At 66.3% G+C, this 16262-nt stretch carries 17 protein-coding genes; 7 read left to right on the top strand and 10 right to left on the bottom strand.

Annotated features, from left to right (window positions below):
• Positions 1–520 precede the first annotated feature (520 nt).
• Positions 521–1528 (top strand): ATP-binding cassette domain-containing protein, encoded by a 1008-nt coding sequence (locus ACHQ4I_RS02615; RefSeq protein WP_420770012.1) that lies wholly within the window; start codon positions 521–523, stop codon positions 1526–1528.
• Positions 1529–1557: 29 nt separating this feature from the next.
• Entirely contained in the window at positions 1558–2376 is an 819-nt protein-coding gene (locus ACHQ4I_RS02610) for an ABC transporter permease (protein WP_420770177.1), read from the top strand.
• Positions 2377–2410: 34 nt separating this feature from the next.
• Here the strand turns inward: ACHQ4I_RS02610 and ACHQ4I_RS02605 are convergent, their stop codons facing one another.
• Complete coding sequence (locus tag ACHQ4I_RS02605; RefSeq protein ID WP_420770011.1) at positions 2411–2623, bottom strand: hypothetical protein; 213 nt, start codon at positions 2621–2623, stop codon at positions 2411–2413.
• Between the two features lie 133 nt (positions 2624–2756).
• Between ACHQ4I_RS02605 and ACHQ4I_RS02600 the strand changes: the two genes are divergently transcribed.
• Positions 2757–3284, top strand: coding sequence for a peptidylprolyl isomerase (locus tag ACHQ4I_RS02600; protein WP_420770010.1), 528 nt, complete (start codon positions 2757–2759; stop codon positions 3282–3284).
• A gap of 4 nt (positions 3285–3288) precedes the next feature.
• Positions 3289–4158: a rhomboid family intramembrane serine protease gene (locus ACHQ4I_RS02595; protein ID WP_420770009.1), complete on the top strand. Its 870-nt coding sequence runs from the start codon at positions 3289–3291 to the stop codon at positions 4156–4158.
• Between the two features lie 44 nt (positions 4159–4202).
• On the opposite strand, the gene ACHQ4I_RS02590 is transcribed toward ACHQ4I_RS02595, so the two are convergent.
• Positions 4203–4604, bottom strand: a complete 402-nt coding sequence (locus ACHQ4I_RS02590; RefSeq protein ID WP_420770176.1) for a PH domain-containing protein — start codon at positions 4602–4604, stop codon at positions 4203–4205.
• A 194-nt stretch (positions 4605–4798) separates the two neighbouring features.
• Positions 4799–5062, bottom strand: coding sequence for a cell division protein CrgA (crgA, locus tag ACHQ4I_RS02585; RefSeq protein ID WP_420770008.1), 264 nt, complete (start codon positions 5060–5062; stop codon positions 4799–4801).
• Positions 5063–5269: 207 nt separating this feature from the next.
• Between crgA and ACHQ4I_RS02580 the strand changes: the two genes are divergently transcribed.
• From ACHQ4I_RS02580 to ACHQ4I_RS02570, 3 genes are read left to right on the top strand one after another with little or no spacing between them, the layout of a single operon-like run.
• Complete coding sequence (locus ACHQ4I_RS02580; RefSeq protein WP_420770007.1) at positions 5270–5914, top strand: aminodeoxychorismate/anthranilate synthase component II; 645 nt, start codon at positions 5270–5272, stop codon at positions 5912–5914.
• Positions 5911–6606 (top strand): RibD family protein, encoded by a 696-nt coding sequence (locus tag ACHQ4I_RS02575; RefSeq protein ID WP_420770006.1) that lies wholly within the window; start codon positions 5911–5913, stop codon positions 6604–6606. The genes ACHQ4I_RS02580 and ACHQ4I_RS02575 overlap by 4 nt, the downstream gene beginning before the upstream one ends.
• 26 nt (positions 6607–6632) lie before the next feature.
• Positions 6633–7097, top strand: coding sequence for a deaminase (locus ACHQ4I_RS02570; protein ID WP_420770005.1), 465 nt, complete (start codon positions 6633–6635; stop codon positions 7095–7097).
• Positions 7098–7200: 103 nt separating this feature from the next.
• Here ACHQ4I_RS02570 and ACHQ4I_RS02565 read toward each other — a convergent pair whose 3' ends face one another.
• The 7 genes from ACHQ4I_RS02565 to ACHQ4I_RS02535 form a co-directional block, all read right to left on the bottom strand.
• Positions 7201–7620 carry a CBS domain-containing protein gene (locus ACHQ4I_RS02565; RefSeq protein WP_420770004.1) on the bottom strand — a complete coding sequence of 140 codons (420 nt, stop codon included), beginning with the start codon at positions 7618–7620 and terminating at the stop codon, positions 7201–7203.
• A gap of 113 nt (positions 7621–7733) precedes the next feature.
• Entirely contained in the window at positions 7734–9638 is a 1905-nt protein-coding gene (pknB, locus tag ACHQ4I_RS02560) for a Stk1 family PASTA domain-containing Ser/Thr kinase (protein WP_420770003.1), read from the bottom strand.
• A complete protein-coding gene (locus tag ACHQ4I_RS02555; protein WP_420770002.1) occupies positions 9635–11152 on the bottom strand; it encodes a serine/threonine-protein kinase in 1518 nt (505 codons plus the stop codon). The genes pknB and ACHQ4I_RS02555 overlap by 4 nt, the downstream gene beginning before the upstream one ends.
• 38 nt (positions 11153–11190) lie before the next feature.
• Positions 11191–12657, bottom strand: a complete 1467-nt coding sequence (locus ACHQ4I_RS02550; protein WP_420770001.1) for a peptidoglycan D,D-transpeptidase FtsI family protein — start codon at positions 12655–12657, stop codon at positions 11191–11193.
• Positions 12654–14129, bottom strand: a complete 1476-nt coding sequence (locus ACHQ4I_RS02545; protein WP_420770000.1) for an FtsW/RodA/SpoVE family cell cycle protein — start codon at positions 14127–14129, stop codon at positions 12654–12656. The genes ACHQ4I_RS02550 and ACHQ4I_RS02545 overlap by 4 nt, the downstream gene beginning before the upstream one ends.
• Entirely contained in the window at positions 14129–15616 is a 1488-nt protein-coding gene (locus tag ACHQ4I_RS02540) for a PP2C family protein-serine/threonine phosphatase (protein ID WP_420769999.1), read from the bottom strand. Before ACHQ4I_RS02540 ends, ACHQ4I_RS02545 begins: the two co-directional genes overlap by 1 nt.
• Entirely contained in the window at positions 15613–16080 is a 468-nt protein-coding gene (locus ACHQ4I_RS02535) for an FHA domain-containing protein FhaB/FipA (RefSeq protein WP_014980860.1), read from the bottom strand. The genes ACHQ4I_RS02540 and ACHQ4I_RS02535 overlap by 4 nt, the downstream gene beginning before the upstream one ends.
• Positions 16081–16262: the final 182 nt, after the last annotated feature.

The raw sequence follows: 16262 nt of genomic DNA, 5'->3' as shown, positions 1-16262 counted from the left end.
ACCTGCTGGCGGCATAGCAGCGGCCCAGGTGGCCGGACCGGTCGGTCGCCGGTCCACACGGCGATTTCGTGACTGTTGTCAAAAATGTTGTCGCGCAGGGTTTTACGGCGAGACTGTAATCGCACAGCCGACCTCTGTGGAATGCGAAAACCATGCCGACCGGTTGCTGTGTGTCCCGGATCGCTACTCGTTTCGTCTCCCCGGCTGCGGATTTGGCCGGATTTGTCGCGTGTCGTTTCGGCGCTGGCATGTCGTGTGCGCGGACACCGAGTACCGGCCGGGCCCGAATCGGGTAGTGCGCTACGCGTGATCGGACGGGTACCCGGGCGCGATGATCGAACCGGTCGCATCCCGAGCCGGCACCCCCGAGCACCGCCCGGAACGGGATGCGACCGTTCTATGTCCGGCTGTCGACGTCAGCCGTGGACAAAGCCCAGGCAGGCGGTAAATCACAGGAAATTGTCGGTGCCCAGGGCAATACTGACTCGGGTAACGCCTCGTCTCGAATGTCAGGAGAATCATGCCCGACGCTTTAGTCGCCGAGGGTCTGGTCAAACGATACGGCCGGTTGGTCGCCCTCGACGGACTCGACCTGTCGGTGCCCGAGGGTACTGTCACGGCACTGCTCGGACCCAATGGTGCGGGCAAGACCACCACCGTTCGAGTGCTCACCACCCTGCTGATTCCGGACGCGGGCCACGCGACGGTCGCGGGCATCGATGTGCTCCGCAATCCACAGGCCCTGCGATCGCGCATCGGTGCGTCGGGGCAATACGCCGCCGTCGACGAATATCTCACCGGATTCGAAAACCTGGAAATGGTGGGTCGGCTCTATCACATGGGCGTGCAGCGCAGTAAGGAGCGCGCGCGGGAATTGCTGGAGCGATTCCGGCTCAGCGATGCCGCCGACCGACCGGTCAAAGGCTATTCCGGAGGTATGCGCCGTCGCCTGGACCTGGCCGGTGCGCTGGTGGCGAATCCACCGGTGCTCTTCCTCGACGAGCCGACCACCGGACTCGATCCGCGTGCGCGCCTCGACCTGTGGGATGTCATCGAGGAACTCGTCGCGGGCGGCACCACCCTGCTGCTCACCACGCAGTACATGGAGGAGGCCGACCGGCTCGCCGATTCCATCGCGGTGATCGACCACGGCAAGGTGATCGCCCGCGGCACGTCGGACGAGCTCAAGACCCTGGTCGGCGGCGACCGCATCGAGCTCACCGTCGACCACGCCGACAATCTGGCAACCGCCCAGGAGGCACTGAAGGGGCTGGCGGACGGGGAGATCCACCTGGAGCCCGGGCTGCGCCGGATCACCGTTCCGGTCAGCAACGGCTCACAGGCGCTCGTCGACGCCGTCGGCAGGCTGAGCACGCACAACGTGCAGATCCACGATGTCGGCCTGCGCCGTCCGTCGCTGGACGACGTCTTCCTCATCCTCACCGGCCATGAGGCAGAGGAGCTGATCAACGGCAACGGTGGCAACGTCGCGGATCGGCTCGAAGCAACGGAAGGACGCAAGCGATGACCGCGGCGACCCTGGACGCCAGAACCGCCATGCCACTCGGTGAGCGCCTATCGATCGTCTTCAGCGACAGCTTGACGATCGCGAAGCGGAATGTCATCAAGATCAAGCGTGTGCCCGATGTGCTGATCTTCTCGACGCTGTCGCCGATCATGTTCGTGCTGCTGTTCGCCTACATCTTCGGCTCGGCGATCCAGGTGCCCGGCATGTCGGGCGGCTACCGGGAGTTCCTGATCGCGGGCATCTTCGCGCAGTCGGTGGTGTTCGGCGCGACGTTCACCGGATTGGGCCTGGCCGAGGATATGCAGAAGGGCATCATCGACCGATTCCGTTCGCTGCCGATGGCGCCGTCGGCGGTACTGGTCGGGCGCACCATCAGCGATGTGGTGATCAATGTGGTCAGCCTGGTGGTGATGTCGCTGACCGGCTATGTCGTCGGCTGGCGGATCCGCGGATCGTTCCTCGACGCGGTGCTCGCCTATGTGCTGTTGCTGCTGTTCGCCTATGCGATCTCTTGGATCATGGCCGTGGTCGGCCTGCTGGTCCGCGCACCCGAGGTGTTCAACAATGCCAGCTTCATGGTGATCTTCCCGCTGACCTTCCTGGCCAACACCTTCGTGCCGCTCGAGAATCTGCCAACGGGGCTGCGGATATTCGCCGAATGGAATCCGGTCTCCGCGGTCACCAAGGCGACTCGCGATCTGTTCGGCAATACCAGCCCGATCGCGCCGAAATCGGAGGCGTGGTCGATGCAGCATCCGGTGGTGACCACGCTGGCGTGGGTGGTGATCATTCTGCTGGCATTCATCCCGCTGGCGCTGCGTCAGTACAAGCGCACCGTCAGCCGCTGACCGGGCCCGCGCCCTGGTCAGCGGCGATCGTTCGTCAGCGACCGTTATCCGCGCCAGCGCCCGCCAAGGGGGTCGGCGCGGAACCGTTGCGGGAGTATCCGATGCGCGGCGGCGCGGGTGCGGGCTCCGGCGGTTGCGGACGCTTACTGCGGACCAGCCAGGCCACACCACCGGCCAGCGCGACAACGACCGCCGCGATTAGTCGGTTACGAGAACGTGTGGATCCAAGCAGGCGCCCCAAGGTCATTCGACAACTGTGGCACATACCCGCGCATCGCGCAGTAGGCCAATGCCCGCGACATCAGTTGTCCCGACATGATCCCCGCGCGCCTAGGGACCGGTGTGGCGAAGATGGATGTCTCGCTGACTAGCATGACGGGGTGACCTCACCGAATCAGACCGCTGTGGCGACGCTGCACACCAACCACGGCGATATCAAGATTTCGCTCTTCGGTAACCACGCACCGAAGACGGTGCGGAACTTCGTCGGCCTCGCCGACGGATCGGCGCCGTACACGACCGAGAACGCGAGCGGCGGAACCTCCGGCCCGTTCTACGACGGCGCGGTCTTCCACCGGGTGATCGACGGGTTCATGATTCAAGGCGGTGACCCGACCGGCACCGGACGCGGTGGACCCGGCTATGAATTCGGCGACGAATTCCATCCGGAGCTGCGCTTCGACCGTGGCTACCTGCTGGCGATGGCGAATGCGGGACCGGGAACCAATGGTTCGCAGTTCTTCATCACCGTCGGCCCGCAGCCGCATCTGAACCGCAAGCACACCATCTTCGGGGAGGTTGTCGACCCCGATTCGCGCAAGGTCGTCGATGCCATCGCGACCACGGCGACCGATCGCAACGACCGACCCAAGGAAGCCGTCACCATCTCCACGATCACCATCGAATAATCCGATGAACGCTCAACCGCCCGCACCGACATGCGTCCGCCACCCCAATAGACCGACGGGTCTGGCCTGCACGAGGTGCGGGCGGCCCGCTTGTCCGGAATGCCTGCGTCCGGCCGCGGTCGGCCAGCATTGTGTCGACTGTGTCCGCCAGGGTCAGCGTGAGGTCCGGCCGGTGCGCACGGTGGCCGGTGCACAGGCCGCGCGGATGCCGATTCCGTATGTCACCTATGTGCTGATCGCGCTGAACACCATTGTTTTCGCGGTCACCGCGGGCCAATCGCGCAGCCTGGTCGAAAACACCTCCCATTCCGCGCTGTACGTCGACTGGGTGCTGTACCCGCCCGCGGTGGCGCACGGCCAGTATGTGCGGCTGATCGGATCCGGCTTCCTGCACTACGGTCCGATTCACCTGCTGCTCAATATGTTCGCGTTGTACGTGGTCGGCCGGAGCATCGAGCCGGTGCTCGGACGGGTGCGCTATCTGGTGGTCTATCTGGTGTCGCTGTTCGGCGGTTCGGCCGCGGTCATGGTTTTCGCCGAGGACAGTCTCACCGCGGGTGCGTCGTGCGCGGTGTACGGCCTGTTCGGCGCCATCACGGTGCTGCTGATCCGGGTCCGGCAGAACCCGAATCAGATGTTGATCCTCATCGGCATCAACGTCTTCATCAGTTTCTCGCTGCCCGGCATCTCCTTGGCCGGACACCTCGGCGGACTGGCCGCCGGCACCCTCGCCGCGCTCGGCATTCTGTTCCTGCCCGAGTGGTTGCGCGCGAAATCCCAAGAGAATGCCCGGCTGATCGGCTGGGCCGCGGTCGCCGTGGTCGCCGTCGCGGCGCTGGCCGTCATCGTTGCCGGGGCGGTATCACTGCGGTAGATGCTTCACGTGAAACGTTGCCGCCGCACGGATTCGGCGCACCGCTACTGCGCCAGGCCATGTGCGACAAGGGTTTCGAAGACTTCGTCCGGACTGGTGCCGAGATCCCAGCGGCCGAAGATCAGCAGGCGTTCGTCGCCGTGCTGCTCGACGTCGATTTCGAGCATGGGATTCTTGCGGCCGAGGCGGCGGTAGCCGACCACCCGCGCGCGCAGAATCTGATCGCGTCGATATTCGGTCGGGCCGGTCAGGGTGCGAACCACGAGACGTGGCTCGGGGCCCGGGGTGATGCTCAGTCGTGGGCGCTGCCGGAATCCGAGTCCGGCCAAGGCCAACAGGCCGACCGCGGCCAACCCGATGAGCAGGCGGCTCGGCCCATCCTTGGCGAGGACGGCGGCACCGGTCAGCACCACACCGCCGATGGTGACCGCGACGAGTCCGGCCATCGGCGTGGTCCAAGTGGTGCGTGGCTCTGGAGGCAGCGGATCAGGCGAATCGGATTCGGGATCCACGCTCACTTTCCCCAATCGTTCCTCGAGTTGTCCACATGGTTATCCACAGGTGTGCATGAATGACACGTCTGTAATCCCAGCCGCTGGCGAGTTCTGCAGGTCGCTGGAAACAGCCGGCTAATCGACGGTCAGCGCCACCGCATCGTCATGATCAGGCCGATGACCATCAGCCCGAAGCCGATGAGGAAGTTCCACGCGCCCAGATCCGCCATCCAGGTGATGCGGTCATTGGCCAGGTAGTAGACGAGCAGCCAGAGCAGCCCGGCCAGCATGAAGCCGAGCATGATCACGACGTACCAGACCGGAGACGGCCCTACCTTCACCTTCACCGGCGTGCGGCTGGCGGGATTGATCGTGTAGTCGGTCTTCTTACGGACCTTCGACTTGGGCATGTCGTCCTCGTGTTCGGCGTTCAGGTCGGGTACCGGCGGGTGCGATTCGGTTGAATTATGGTGCCCGGCTCGCTTGCCGCGGTACCCGATCCGGCGTATGCGGAATGGGCCCGGGCGAGGGCTCAGGTCCCCTCCGGTCTGCCTCTAGGCTATCCCAACTGGTAATGCATGCGACGGTCCGCCGGGTCGCCACGTAATCTCGACAGCATGCGTGTACTGGTCGTCGACAACTACGACAGCTTCGTGTTCAACCTGGTGCAGTACCTCGGCCAGTTGGGTGCCGAGGCCGTGGTCTGGCGCAATGACGACCCGAAGCTGGCCGACCTGGATGCCGTGGTCGTCGAATACGACGGCATCCTGATCAGCCCCGGCCCCGGCACCCCGGATCGGGCGGGCGCGAGCATCGACCTGGTGCACGCCTGCGCCCGGCACGGCATTCCGCTGCTGGGGGTGTGTCTCGGACATCAGGCCATCGGCGAGGCATTCGGCGGCACCGTCACTCGGGCACCGGAACTGCTGCACGGCAAGACCAGTTCGGTATTCCACCTGGGCGCGGGCGTGCTGGCCGGTCTGCCCGACCCGTTCACCGCGACCCGATACCACTCGCTCACCGTCCTCGAGGACACCCTGCCCGCGGATATGGAGGTGCTCGGCCGCACCGACACCGGCATCGTGATGGCCATGCGGCACCGCACGCTGCCGATCCACGGCGTGCAGTTCCATCCCGAATCGGTGCTCACCCAGGGCGGGCATCGGATGCTGGCGAACTGGCTCGAGGTGTGCGGCGAACGTCCGTCCGAGGCGCTGGTGGAGATGCTGGAGGCGGAGGTCGCGGCACTGGTGACCCAGTGACGCGCGGGATCCGTCCCTATGTCCTGCTGTCCGTCGCGGTCAGCGTCGACGGATATATCGACGATGCCGGTCCGGAGCGGCTGAAGCTGTCGAATGCGGCGGACTTCGATCGGGTGGATCAGGTGCGCGCGGATTCCGACGCGATCTTGATCGGCGCGCAGACGCTGCGTCGCGATAATCCCCGATTGCTGGTCAACAGTGCGGACCGGCGGGCCGCGCGCATCGCGGCGGGTAAGCCGGAGCACCCGCTGAAGGTCGCCGTCAGCGCGCGCGGTGACCTGGATCCCGAACTGCGGTTCTGGCATCACGGCGGCGACAAGCTCGTCTACACCACCGCCGCCGGTGCGGCGAAGCTCGGCGATCGGCTGGCGGGTCTCGCCGAGGTGGTCTCGCTCGGTACCGATATCGACCTCGGTGCGATCCTCGACGATCTCGGTCGCCGTGGCATCGCCCGGCTGATGGTCGAGGGCGGCACGCGCGTCCACACGGAATTCCTCTCGGCGGACCTGGCCGACGAATTGCAGATAGCGGTCGCGCCGATCGTCGTCGGGCACGCGGCCGCGCCCCGCTTCCTCGGCCCGGCCGCTTACCCGGCCCGCAGAATGCACCTGGCCGAGGTCAGTCGGATCGGTGATGTCGCGCTACTGCGCTACCTGCCGCGAGAGTCCGGCGGTGTGGCAAATGACCGCTGAGTTTTCCCGATCGCGGAGGTCCTTCGATGTCGGCTGACCGGACCGATATCCAATTCATGCGCCGGGCCATCGAGCTGGCGCGGCTGTGCCCGACCAGTCCGACCGCGTTCTCGGTCGGCGCGGTCATCGTGGCCGACGGCATCGAGATCTCGACGGGCTATTCGCGGGAGACCGACGAGAAGGTCCACGCCGAGGAGTCCGCGCTCGACAAACTCGACGCGGACGATTCTCGCCTGGCCGCAGCGACGATCTACTCCACGCTGGAACCATGTTCACAGCGCGCCACCGCGACGCGGCTGCCGTGCACCGACCGGATCCTGCGGGCCGGGATCCCGCGCGTGGTCATCGCTTGGCGGGAACCGACGACCTTCGTGACCAATTGCGTCGGGGTGGAGAAGCTGCGGCAGCACGGCGTCGAAGTGGTCGAACTGGCGGAACTGGCCGAGGAGGCGATGTCGATGAATCGCCACCTGGATCTGTCTCAGCCGTAGCGACTGCTTGCAGGTCGCTCGAAACGGGCCGTAGCGACTGCTTGCAGGTCGCTCGAAACGGGCCGTAGCGACTGCTTGCAGGTCGCTCGAAACGATCAGCCTGTCAGGGCCTGCCGTAGACCGCGGTGACGAACTCGCCGAGCTGGTTCTCGTCGAGGTGCCGCGCGAGGTCGGCCTCGGTGATCATCCCGACCAGCCGCTTGTGATCAATCACCGGCATTCGCTTGATCCGGTGACTCTCCATCTCGTCGAGGACTTCGTCGACATCCGCATTGGCGTCGACCCATCGCGGCGTCGCCTCGCAGAGCTCCTCGGCGCGGGTGTTGGCCGGGGGCCGACCCTGGGCGATGCATTTGATCACGATGTCGCGGTCGGTGATGATCCCGCACATCCGTTCGTTCTCATCGGCGATGACCAGCGCGCCGACGCCGAGTTCGGCCATCAGCCGCGCGGCCTTGCCAACGGTCTCGTCCTTGGAAATCCACTGGGCACCGGGCTTCATGATGTCCCTGGCAGTAGTCATGGGACTGCCTCCTCTTCCACGAGGGGTTGGGATGGAACAGTCCCATTCTCGCGCCGATCAGACCGTGCGGTCCGCCTCTCCGCGTATTTAGGCCCCTGACCTGGGTGCCGCGATCACGGCGGCCCGAGGACGTACGTGGTGATCGAGACCGTTCCGTTCTTCGCGATCGACGATCCGGCCGCAGGCTGCTGGCTGACGATCCGGCCGACGCTGGTCGTATCGAAGGTGCCCTGCGTCGACTGGTTGATCTGGGCCGAGGTGCCGGTCCAGCCTGCCTGGCGCAGCTTGTCCAGCGCCTGCGCCGGGGTCAGGCCGACCAGGCTCGGCATCGTGATGTCGCCGCTGGAGATCTGCACGGTGACCGTCGATCCCTTATCGGCGGTGGTGCCGCCCGCGGGGCTGGTCGAGAGCACCTCGCCCTTGGGCTTCGAGGAGGGCACCTCCTGGATGGTGATCTTGAATCCGGCGCTGTCCACCAGATTCGGCTGCGCGACGCTGATGTCCTGGCCGACGACATTCGGCACCCGGATCTGCTCCGGACCGGAGCCGAGGATCACGACGACGGCCCGGTCGACATCGACCCTGGAGCCCGCCGAAGGTTCGGTGCCGATCACCTTGTCGGCTTCCTGCGCACTGGACGGTTTGCGTTGCACGGTCGGATCCATCCGCAGGCCGCTGGCGTTCAGCTGCTGCTCGGCCTGCTCCTGGGTCATACCGGCCAGCCGTGGGACCTGGACCTGTGCCGGTCCGGTGGAGACCTGCACGGTGATGGTGCTGCCCTTGTCGACCCGGGAACCGCCGAGCGGCTGGGTGGAGATGACATTGCCGGTGGCGACCGTGTTATTCGGCTTCTGCTGGATGGCCACCGTGAAGCCGAGCTTTTGCAGCCGATCCTGGGCCTGCTGCGCCGAATTGTTGGAAAGGTCGGGCACGGCGACCTGTTCCGGGCGCGCGCCCGGTCCGATCAGCACCCAGAACAAGGCGAACGCGACAATTACCGCGGCCGCGGCGCCGAGCGCGATGTAGAGGTTGCGGCGCGGATTCGCCGGTTCGGCGGGTTCCTGCTCGGCGGTGTCGTCATTGCGTTCGACGGTGCGGAAGCTGCGCGGCGGCGGTTCGTTCGAGCCGAGGATGGTGGTGCGGTCCTCGTCGGTCATCACCATCGGCGCACTGGGCCTCTGCCCGCCGAGCACCCGGATCAGATCGGCGCGCATCTCGGCGGCGGACTGGTACCGGTTGGCCGGATTCTTGCTCATCGCCTTGAGCACGACGGAGTCCAGCTCGCGCGGCACCCCGTTGTGGACGTGCGAGGGCAGCCGCGGATCTTCCCGGACGTGCTGGTAGGCAACGGCGATCGGCGAGTCGCCGGTGAAGGGCGGCTCGCCGGTGAGGATTTCGAACAGCACACAGCCGACGGAGTAGACGTCCGAGCGCGCGTCGACGGTCTCACCGCGCGCCTGCTCGGGCGAAAGATATTGCGCGGTACCGATCACGGCCGCGGTCTGGGTCATCGGATTGGAGCTGTCGGCGATCGCCCGCGCGATGCCGAAGTCCATCACCTTCACGGCACCGGCCCGGTTGATCATGATGTTGGCCGGCTTCATATCGCGGTGCACGATCCCGGCCTTATGGCTGAAATCCAGTGCGGCGCAGACATCGGCGACGATCTCCATGGCCCGGCGCGGCGGTATCGGCCCCTTGCCGCGCACGATATCGCGCAGCGTGTCACCGTCGACGTACTCCATCACGATGTACGGCAGCGGGCCGCCGTCCACCTCCGCCTCACCGGTGTCGTAGACCGCGACGATGGCCGGATGGTTCAGTGCGGCGGCGTTCTGTGCCTCACGCTTGAAGCGCAGGTAGAACGTTGGATCGCGGGCCAGGTCGGCACGCAGAACCTTGATCGCGACGTCCCGGCTGAGCCGTAGATCGCGCGCCTTGTGGACTTCGGACATGCCGCCGAACCCGATGATCTCACCCAGCTCGTAGCGGGAGGAGAGATTCTTCGGGGTCGTCATGGTTGTCCTTGCGGAGTAGCAGCGCCTGAAGTGGCCGAGGGTCCTCGGGCACCGGGACTATCCGGAAATGGTAAGTCGAGCGTAGGGAACCACGAGCCTCTTGTGGTGGTGGACGGATTCGTTGTTTTCGATGGTTTCGTTGTACTCGGCACCGTGGTGCTCGGTGGCGTCGTCGGCGGTGGCGTCGTCGTCGGCGCTTCGGTGGTGGTCGGCGGTGGCGGCGGCGGGGCCGGTCTGGTCGTGGAGACGATGGTCGTCGGCGGCTCGGTGGTCGTCGGCGGTGGCGTGGTGACCGGCGGCACCACGACCTTCGAGGTGGTGGGCGGGTGCACGGTATCCGGGTTGGTATCGCCGCCGAAGAGCAGCCACAGCACGAGACCGACGAGCAGTACCGAGCCGACGGCGACGGCCGCGCCGACCTTCTGGCCGGTCGTGAACCTCGACGTTTCCGGACCGGGCGCCGGGTTGGCGCGGGTGGCACCGGAACCCATCACCGTCTTGGGTGCGCCGATGGGCGTTTGCCCCGTCGCGCCCGCTACCCCCATCGGGGCGGCCGGGGTGTTGTATCGGACCGTCGCGCCCTCGTAGTCGTGCGACGGCAGGATCACCGTCGGACCGGGCGGCAGCACCCGGGTCGCGCCGGTCGCCATCGGTCCGGCGGCGCCGACCGGCGGTGGTGGGCGGCGTCCGGCGCGAACGGCGGCGACGGCGTCGGCGAACTCGCCGCCGCGGGCATAGCGCAGGGCCGGATCCTTGCCCATGGTGATCTCGATGAGCTCGCGCACATTGGGCGGCAGATCGGACGGCATCGGCGGCGGGGCCTCGCGCACATGTTTCATCGCGACGGTGATCGCGCCGTCTCCGCTGAACGGCCGCTGCCCGGCCAGCGCCTCGTAGCCGACTACACCGAGGGCGTACACATCGCTGGCCGCGGTCGCGTCCTCGCCGACCGCTTGCTCGGGCGCGATGTATTGGGCGGTGCCCATCACCATGCCGGTCTTGGTCACCGGGGAGGCGTCGACCGCCTTGGCGATGCCGAAATCGGTGATCTTCACCTGACCGGTCGGGGTGACCAGGATATTGCCCGGTTTCACGTCACGGTGCACCACACCCGCGGCGTGTGCGACCTCCAGTGCGCGGCCGGTCTGCTCCAGCATGTCCAGACCCTGGGCCACCGAGAGTCGCCCGAGCCGGTTCAGCACGGTATTGAGCGGTTCGCCCTGCACCAATTCCATGACCAGGTAGGCGGTCTCTCCGCCGCTCGGGTCCAGGGTCTCGCCGTAGTCGTAGATCCCGGCGATACCGGGATGATTCAGCTGGGCCGTGGTCTTGGCCTCACTGCGGAACCGGTGCCGGAAGGTAGGGTCGGCCGAGAACTCGGACTTGAGCACCTTCACCGCGACCCGGCGGTCCAGCCGGGTGTCGAGCGCCTCCCAGACCTGCCCCATACCGCCCGTGGCGATCAGGCGTTGCAGACGATATCGGTCGGCGATCATTGCGCCGTTGTTCAGCATCCCGGCCCCCGTACATCCACTCGCACGTTCATAATCTCTCAGCGCCCTCGCAAACCGGCGTCCAGCACCGCGCGGGCAATTGGCGCGGCCACCGAGCCACCGGTAGCGGCCAGCGCCCGATCGCCGCCGTTCTCCACGATCACCGCGATGGCGATCTTGGGGTTCTGGGCGGGCGCGAAGGCGATGTACCAGGCATGCGGTGGCGTATTGCGCGGATTGCTTCCGTGTTCGGCGGTTCCGGTCTTAGAGGCGATTTGATACCGGGTCTGGCCGTGTCCGACGGTGTTGTCCTCCGACGCGATCATCAGGTTGGTCAGCGTTGACGCTACCTGGGCGCTGACGGCTTGTCCGACTGAGACGGGTTTGTTCTTCGAGAGCTCGCTCAGATCGGGTCCCTGCAATTGATCGACCAGGTACGGCTCCATGCGCACGCCGCCGTTCGCGATGGTCGCGGCGATGACGGCGTTGTCCAGTGGGGTGAGCGCGACATCGCGCTGGCCGATGCTGCTCTGGGCCAGCGCGGCGTTGTCCGGAATCGTGCCGACGGTGCTCTCGGCGACCGGAATCGGGATGCCGCGGTGCGGGCCGATGCCGAACGCGGCGGCCTCGTCCTTGAGATTCGAGGAGCCGACCTTGAGGCCGAGTTCGACGAAGGCGGTATTGCAGGATCGGCGGAACGCCTCGGTGAGCGTTGCGGTGGGACCGTTGCCGCAGGTGCTGCCGTTGTAGTTCTCGAGCGTGGTGGTGGTGCCCGGAAGCGTGATGTTCGGCGCGGCGGTGAACTGGTCGTCCGGGGTTGCGGTGCCGTTGGCCAACGCGGCGGCGGTGACGATTACCTTGAAGGTGGAGCCCGGCGGATAGGTCTGCGACACAGCACGATTCAACATGGGTTGGCGCTGGTCCGCACTCAGCTCTTCCCAAGATTTGGTGCCCTGGGCGCCATCGTGCCCGGACAACAGGTTCGGGTCGTAGCTGGGGGTGGACACCATGGTGAGAATCTTGCCCGTACTCGGCTCGATCGCCACCACGGAACCGGTGAAGCCCTTGGCGGTCAACTGGTCGTAGGCGACCTGCTGCATCATCGGATCCAGCGTGGTGAGCACATTGCCGCCGCGCGGATCACGACCCGAGATCATATCGATCAGGCGCCGTCCGAACAGCGCATTGTCCGAGCCGTTGAGCACCGTATCCTCGGCGCGCTCCAGACCCGTGCTGCCGTACTGCATCGAGTAGAAGCCGGTGGCCGGTGCGTACGCCTGCGGATCGGTGGGGTAGGTGCGCAGGTACTTGTAGCGGTCATCGGTGGCGACCGAACTGGCAAGTACCGTGCCGCCCGCGGAGATCTGCCCGCGCTGGCGGGCGTATTCGTCGAGCAGCACCCGCGAGTTGCGTGGATCGGTGCGGTAGTCGTCGGCCTTGATCACCTGCACGTAGGTGGCGTTGACCAGTAGCGCGACGATCATGAGCATCACCGCGACCGCGACCCGTCGGAGCGGGGTGTTCATTCCTGCGGCCTCGCTTCCGGTTTGCGCAGGAGCTCGGTAGCCGCCTCCGCGATCGGGGCCACCGGATCCTTCTTGCGCACCGGCGCGGGGGCGCGAGCCGCGTCGGACACCTTGATCAGCAGGGCCAGCAGCGCGTAGTTGGCCAGCAGCGAGGAACCACCGTAGGACATGAACGGTGTGGTGAGGCCGGTCAGCGGAATCAGTTTGGTGACACCGCCGACCACCACGAACAGCTGGATCGCGATGGTGAAGGCCAGTCCCGCGGCCAGCAGCTTGCCGAAGCTGTCGCGCACGGCCAGCGCGGTCCGCAGTCCGCGCACCACGAACACCAGGAACAGCAGCAGCACCGCGGCGAGTCCGAACAGGCCCAGTTCCTCGCCGATGGTGGTGATGATGAAGTCGGTCTTGGCGAAGGGCACCTGCGAGGGCCGTCCGCTGCCGAGGCCGGTGCCCGCCAGTCCGCCGGTGGCCAGTCCGAACAGCGACTGCGAGATCTGGTAGCCGGTGTTGTTGTAGTCGGCGAACGGGTGCAGCCAGGTCTGCGTGCGCACCCGCACATGGCTGAAGGCCTGGTAGGCGAAGAAGAATCCGATGGTCAGCAGCGCGCCGCCGATCACGAGCCAGCCGACCCGTTCGGTCGCGATGTAGAGCATCACCAGCACGGTGCTGAAGATCAACAGCGAAGTGCCGAGGTCCTTTTCGAAGACCAGCACCCCGATGCAGACGATCCAGACCACCAGGATCGGTCCGAGGTCGCGGGCGCGCGGGAACTCCATGCCGAGGAAATGCCGCCCGGCCGCGGTGAACAGATCGCGCTTGGCGACCAGCACCGAGGCGAAGAAGATGATCAGCAGGATCTTCGCGAATTCACCCGGCTGCACGCTCAATCCGGGCAGCCGGATCCAGATCTTGGAGCCATTGGTCTCCGAATACGCGCCGGGCAGCAATGCCGGAATCGCCAGCGCGACAAGGCCTACGAGACCCAGGGTGTAGCTGTAGCGCGCCAACGTGCGGTAATCGCGCAGCACGACCAGGATCCCGATGAAGATGATCATCCCGAGGCCGGTCCACAGGATCTGTTGATTGGCATCGGGGGAGGGGATCGGCCACGAGTTGTACACGGCCGTCTGCGCATCGGCGAGATCGAGCCGATGGATCAGCACCAAGCCGAGTCCGTTGAGTAGCGCGGCGATCGGAAGTAGAAGTGGATCGGCGAACGGGGCGAAGCGCCGCACCGCCAGATGTGCCAGGGCGAAAAGGGCGAGGTAGGCGAGACCGTATTTGGCGATATCCGAGGTGACCGATTGTTCCTGGCTCGCTTCCACCAGGAACAGCGAGACGGTGACGATCACCGCCGCACCGGCGAGCAATAAGAGTTCGGCGTTGCGTCTGGTCGACGGCGGCGGCGCGGGCGCGAATCCGCCAGGGGGACTGGGAAAGGCCCCAGCGGACGGCGGTGCCGGAGCGGACATCAGTCCGTCACCCGGCAAGGCTCCCCCGCCGTCTGGGGGTTCGGCGACGCCGTCGCCGTCGGGGTCTTGGCGTCGGGGCTCTTGGTCTCGATCGGCTGCTCGGGTGCGGGCGGCTGCCGATTCTCGCTGGTCGGTGCCACCGAGGTCGGCGCGGGCGCACCGGGCGACACGGGCGGTTCGGCAGGCGGCGGCACGACGCCGGGCTGCGGCACCGCTTCCTTGGGCGGGCAGGCGGGCAGCAGTTCCTTCTGTGCCAGGGTCTGCATCTGCTTGCGGGCATCGTCCAGCGAGCCCGGCGGCAGTCCCTTGTCGACCTGATCGCGCCCGGTCTGCTTGAGATCGGACACCTTGAGCGCCTTGCACTTCGGCGGCAGACTCTCATCGGGCTGCTTCAGCGCGAGGGTGCCGCCGGCGTCGACACAGCCGAGCGATTCGACCTCGTGGATCGAATATCCGAGCACCGAACCCGGGAGCCCACGCAGGATGACGACCTGGCCGTTATCCGCACCGACGTAGTAGTTGCTGCGAATCATCTTGTAGCCGACCAGCAATCCGACAGCCGCGGCCACCACCAGGGCGACCGCGAGCAGGATCCACCGCAGCTTATGGGATTTGCTCTGCGCAGGCGGCTCGGGCGTGGCGGCGGCGCGGCGCGGCTCCGCCCGCGGCGGGCGCATCGCGGCGGCGCGCCCGGCCGCCGTATTCGGCGGCGGGGTGTCCTCGTCCTGACCCGAGGCCGCACCCGCCACGATCGGATGGCTCTGCCCATAGTCCAGATCGATGACATCGGCGACGACCACGGTGACGTTGTCCGGGCCGCCGCTGCGCAATGCGAGTTCGATGAGACGATCGGCACATTCGTCGGTGCTGCCCTCGCGCATGGTGTTGGCGATGGTCTCATCGCTGACCACATCGGAGAGTCCATCGGAGCACAGCAGATAGCGATCGCCCGCGCGGGCCTCGCGCATGATCAGCGTCGGCTCGATCTCGTTGCCGGTGAGTGCGCGCATGATCAGCGAACGCTGCGGATGGGTGTGCGCCTGCTCGGGGGTGATCCGGCCCTCGTCGACCAGCGACTGGACGAAGGTGTCGTCGCGGGTGATCTGGGCCAGCTCGCCGCCGCGCAGCAGATAGGCGCGGGAGTCGCCGATGTGCACCAGGCCGAGCTTCTTGCCCGCGAACAGGATGGCGGTGAGCGTGGTGCCCATGCCGTCGAGTTCGGGCTCCTCCTCGACGTGATCGGCAATGGCGGCGTTGCCCTCATGGGTGGCCGCGTTGAGCTTGCCGAGCAGATCGTCGCCGGGCTCGTCATCGTCGAGATGGGCCAGCGCGGCGATCATCAACTGCGATGCGACCTCGCCAGCGGCGTGGCCGCCCATCCCGTCGGCTAGTGCGAGTAGGCGTGCACCCGCATAGACGGAGTCCTCGTTGTTGCCTCGGACAAGACCGCGGTCGCTGCGCGCTGCGTAGCGGAGAACAAGTGTCACGATCGCAGCTCGATCACTGTTTTGCCGACACGAACGGGGGTGCCGAGTGGAACTCGGACCGCGGTGGTGACTTTCGCGCGGTCGAGATAGGTGCCATTTGTCGAGCCGAGGTCTTCGACGTACCAGTCGTCACCGCGCGGCGAGAGTCGCGCATGCCTAGTCGAGGCATAGTCATCGGTGAGTACCAGCGTTGAGTCGTCCGCACGTCCGATCAGCACCGGTTGGGTGCCGAGCGATATGCGAGTGCCGGCGAGTGAACCTTGAGTCACCACAAGAAATTTGGCGCCCTTCTGGCCTCGGCTGAAAGACGGCAGCACCGCGGAACCGCGTGCGGCCCTGGGCTGGATCCGGATGCCGGATGCCGCGTAGATGTCGCTGCGCAGGGTGCGCAATACCGCCCACACGAATAACCACAACAAAAGCAGGAACCCCGCACGGGTCAATTGCAGGATCAGTCCCTGCACGGCGCTCCACCTCCTGTTCGACCGTGTACGTCGGTGCCGTAGGTGCGAGTTCGCCCCCACCGGCTTGCTGGTTTCGCGAGCCCCGATCCCGGTGACGCGCGTGTGTTGGCAGCATCATAGGGCCGTGGGTCGAGTTCGATCACGATACGACCGCAGAATCCCTGTACGCCATGTCGTGACCT

It is taken from the genome of Nocardia nepalensis, from assembly GCF_048910785.1.
Taxonomy (GTDB): domain Bacteria; phylum Actinomycetota; class Actinomycetes; order Mycobacteriales; family Mycobacteriaceae; genus Nocardia; species Nocardia nepalensis.
The sequence above is the reverse complement of the archived record's forward strand: the minus strand, read 5'-3'. Positions and strand labels throughout refer to the sequence as shown.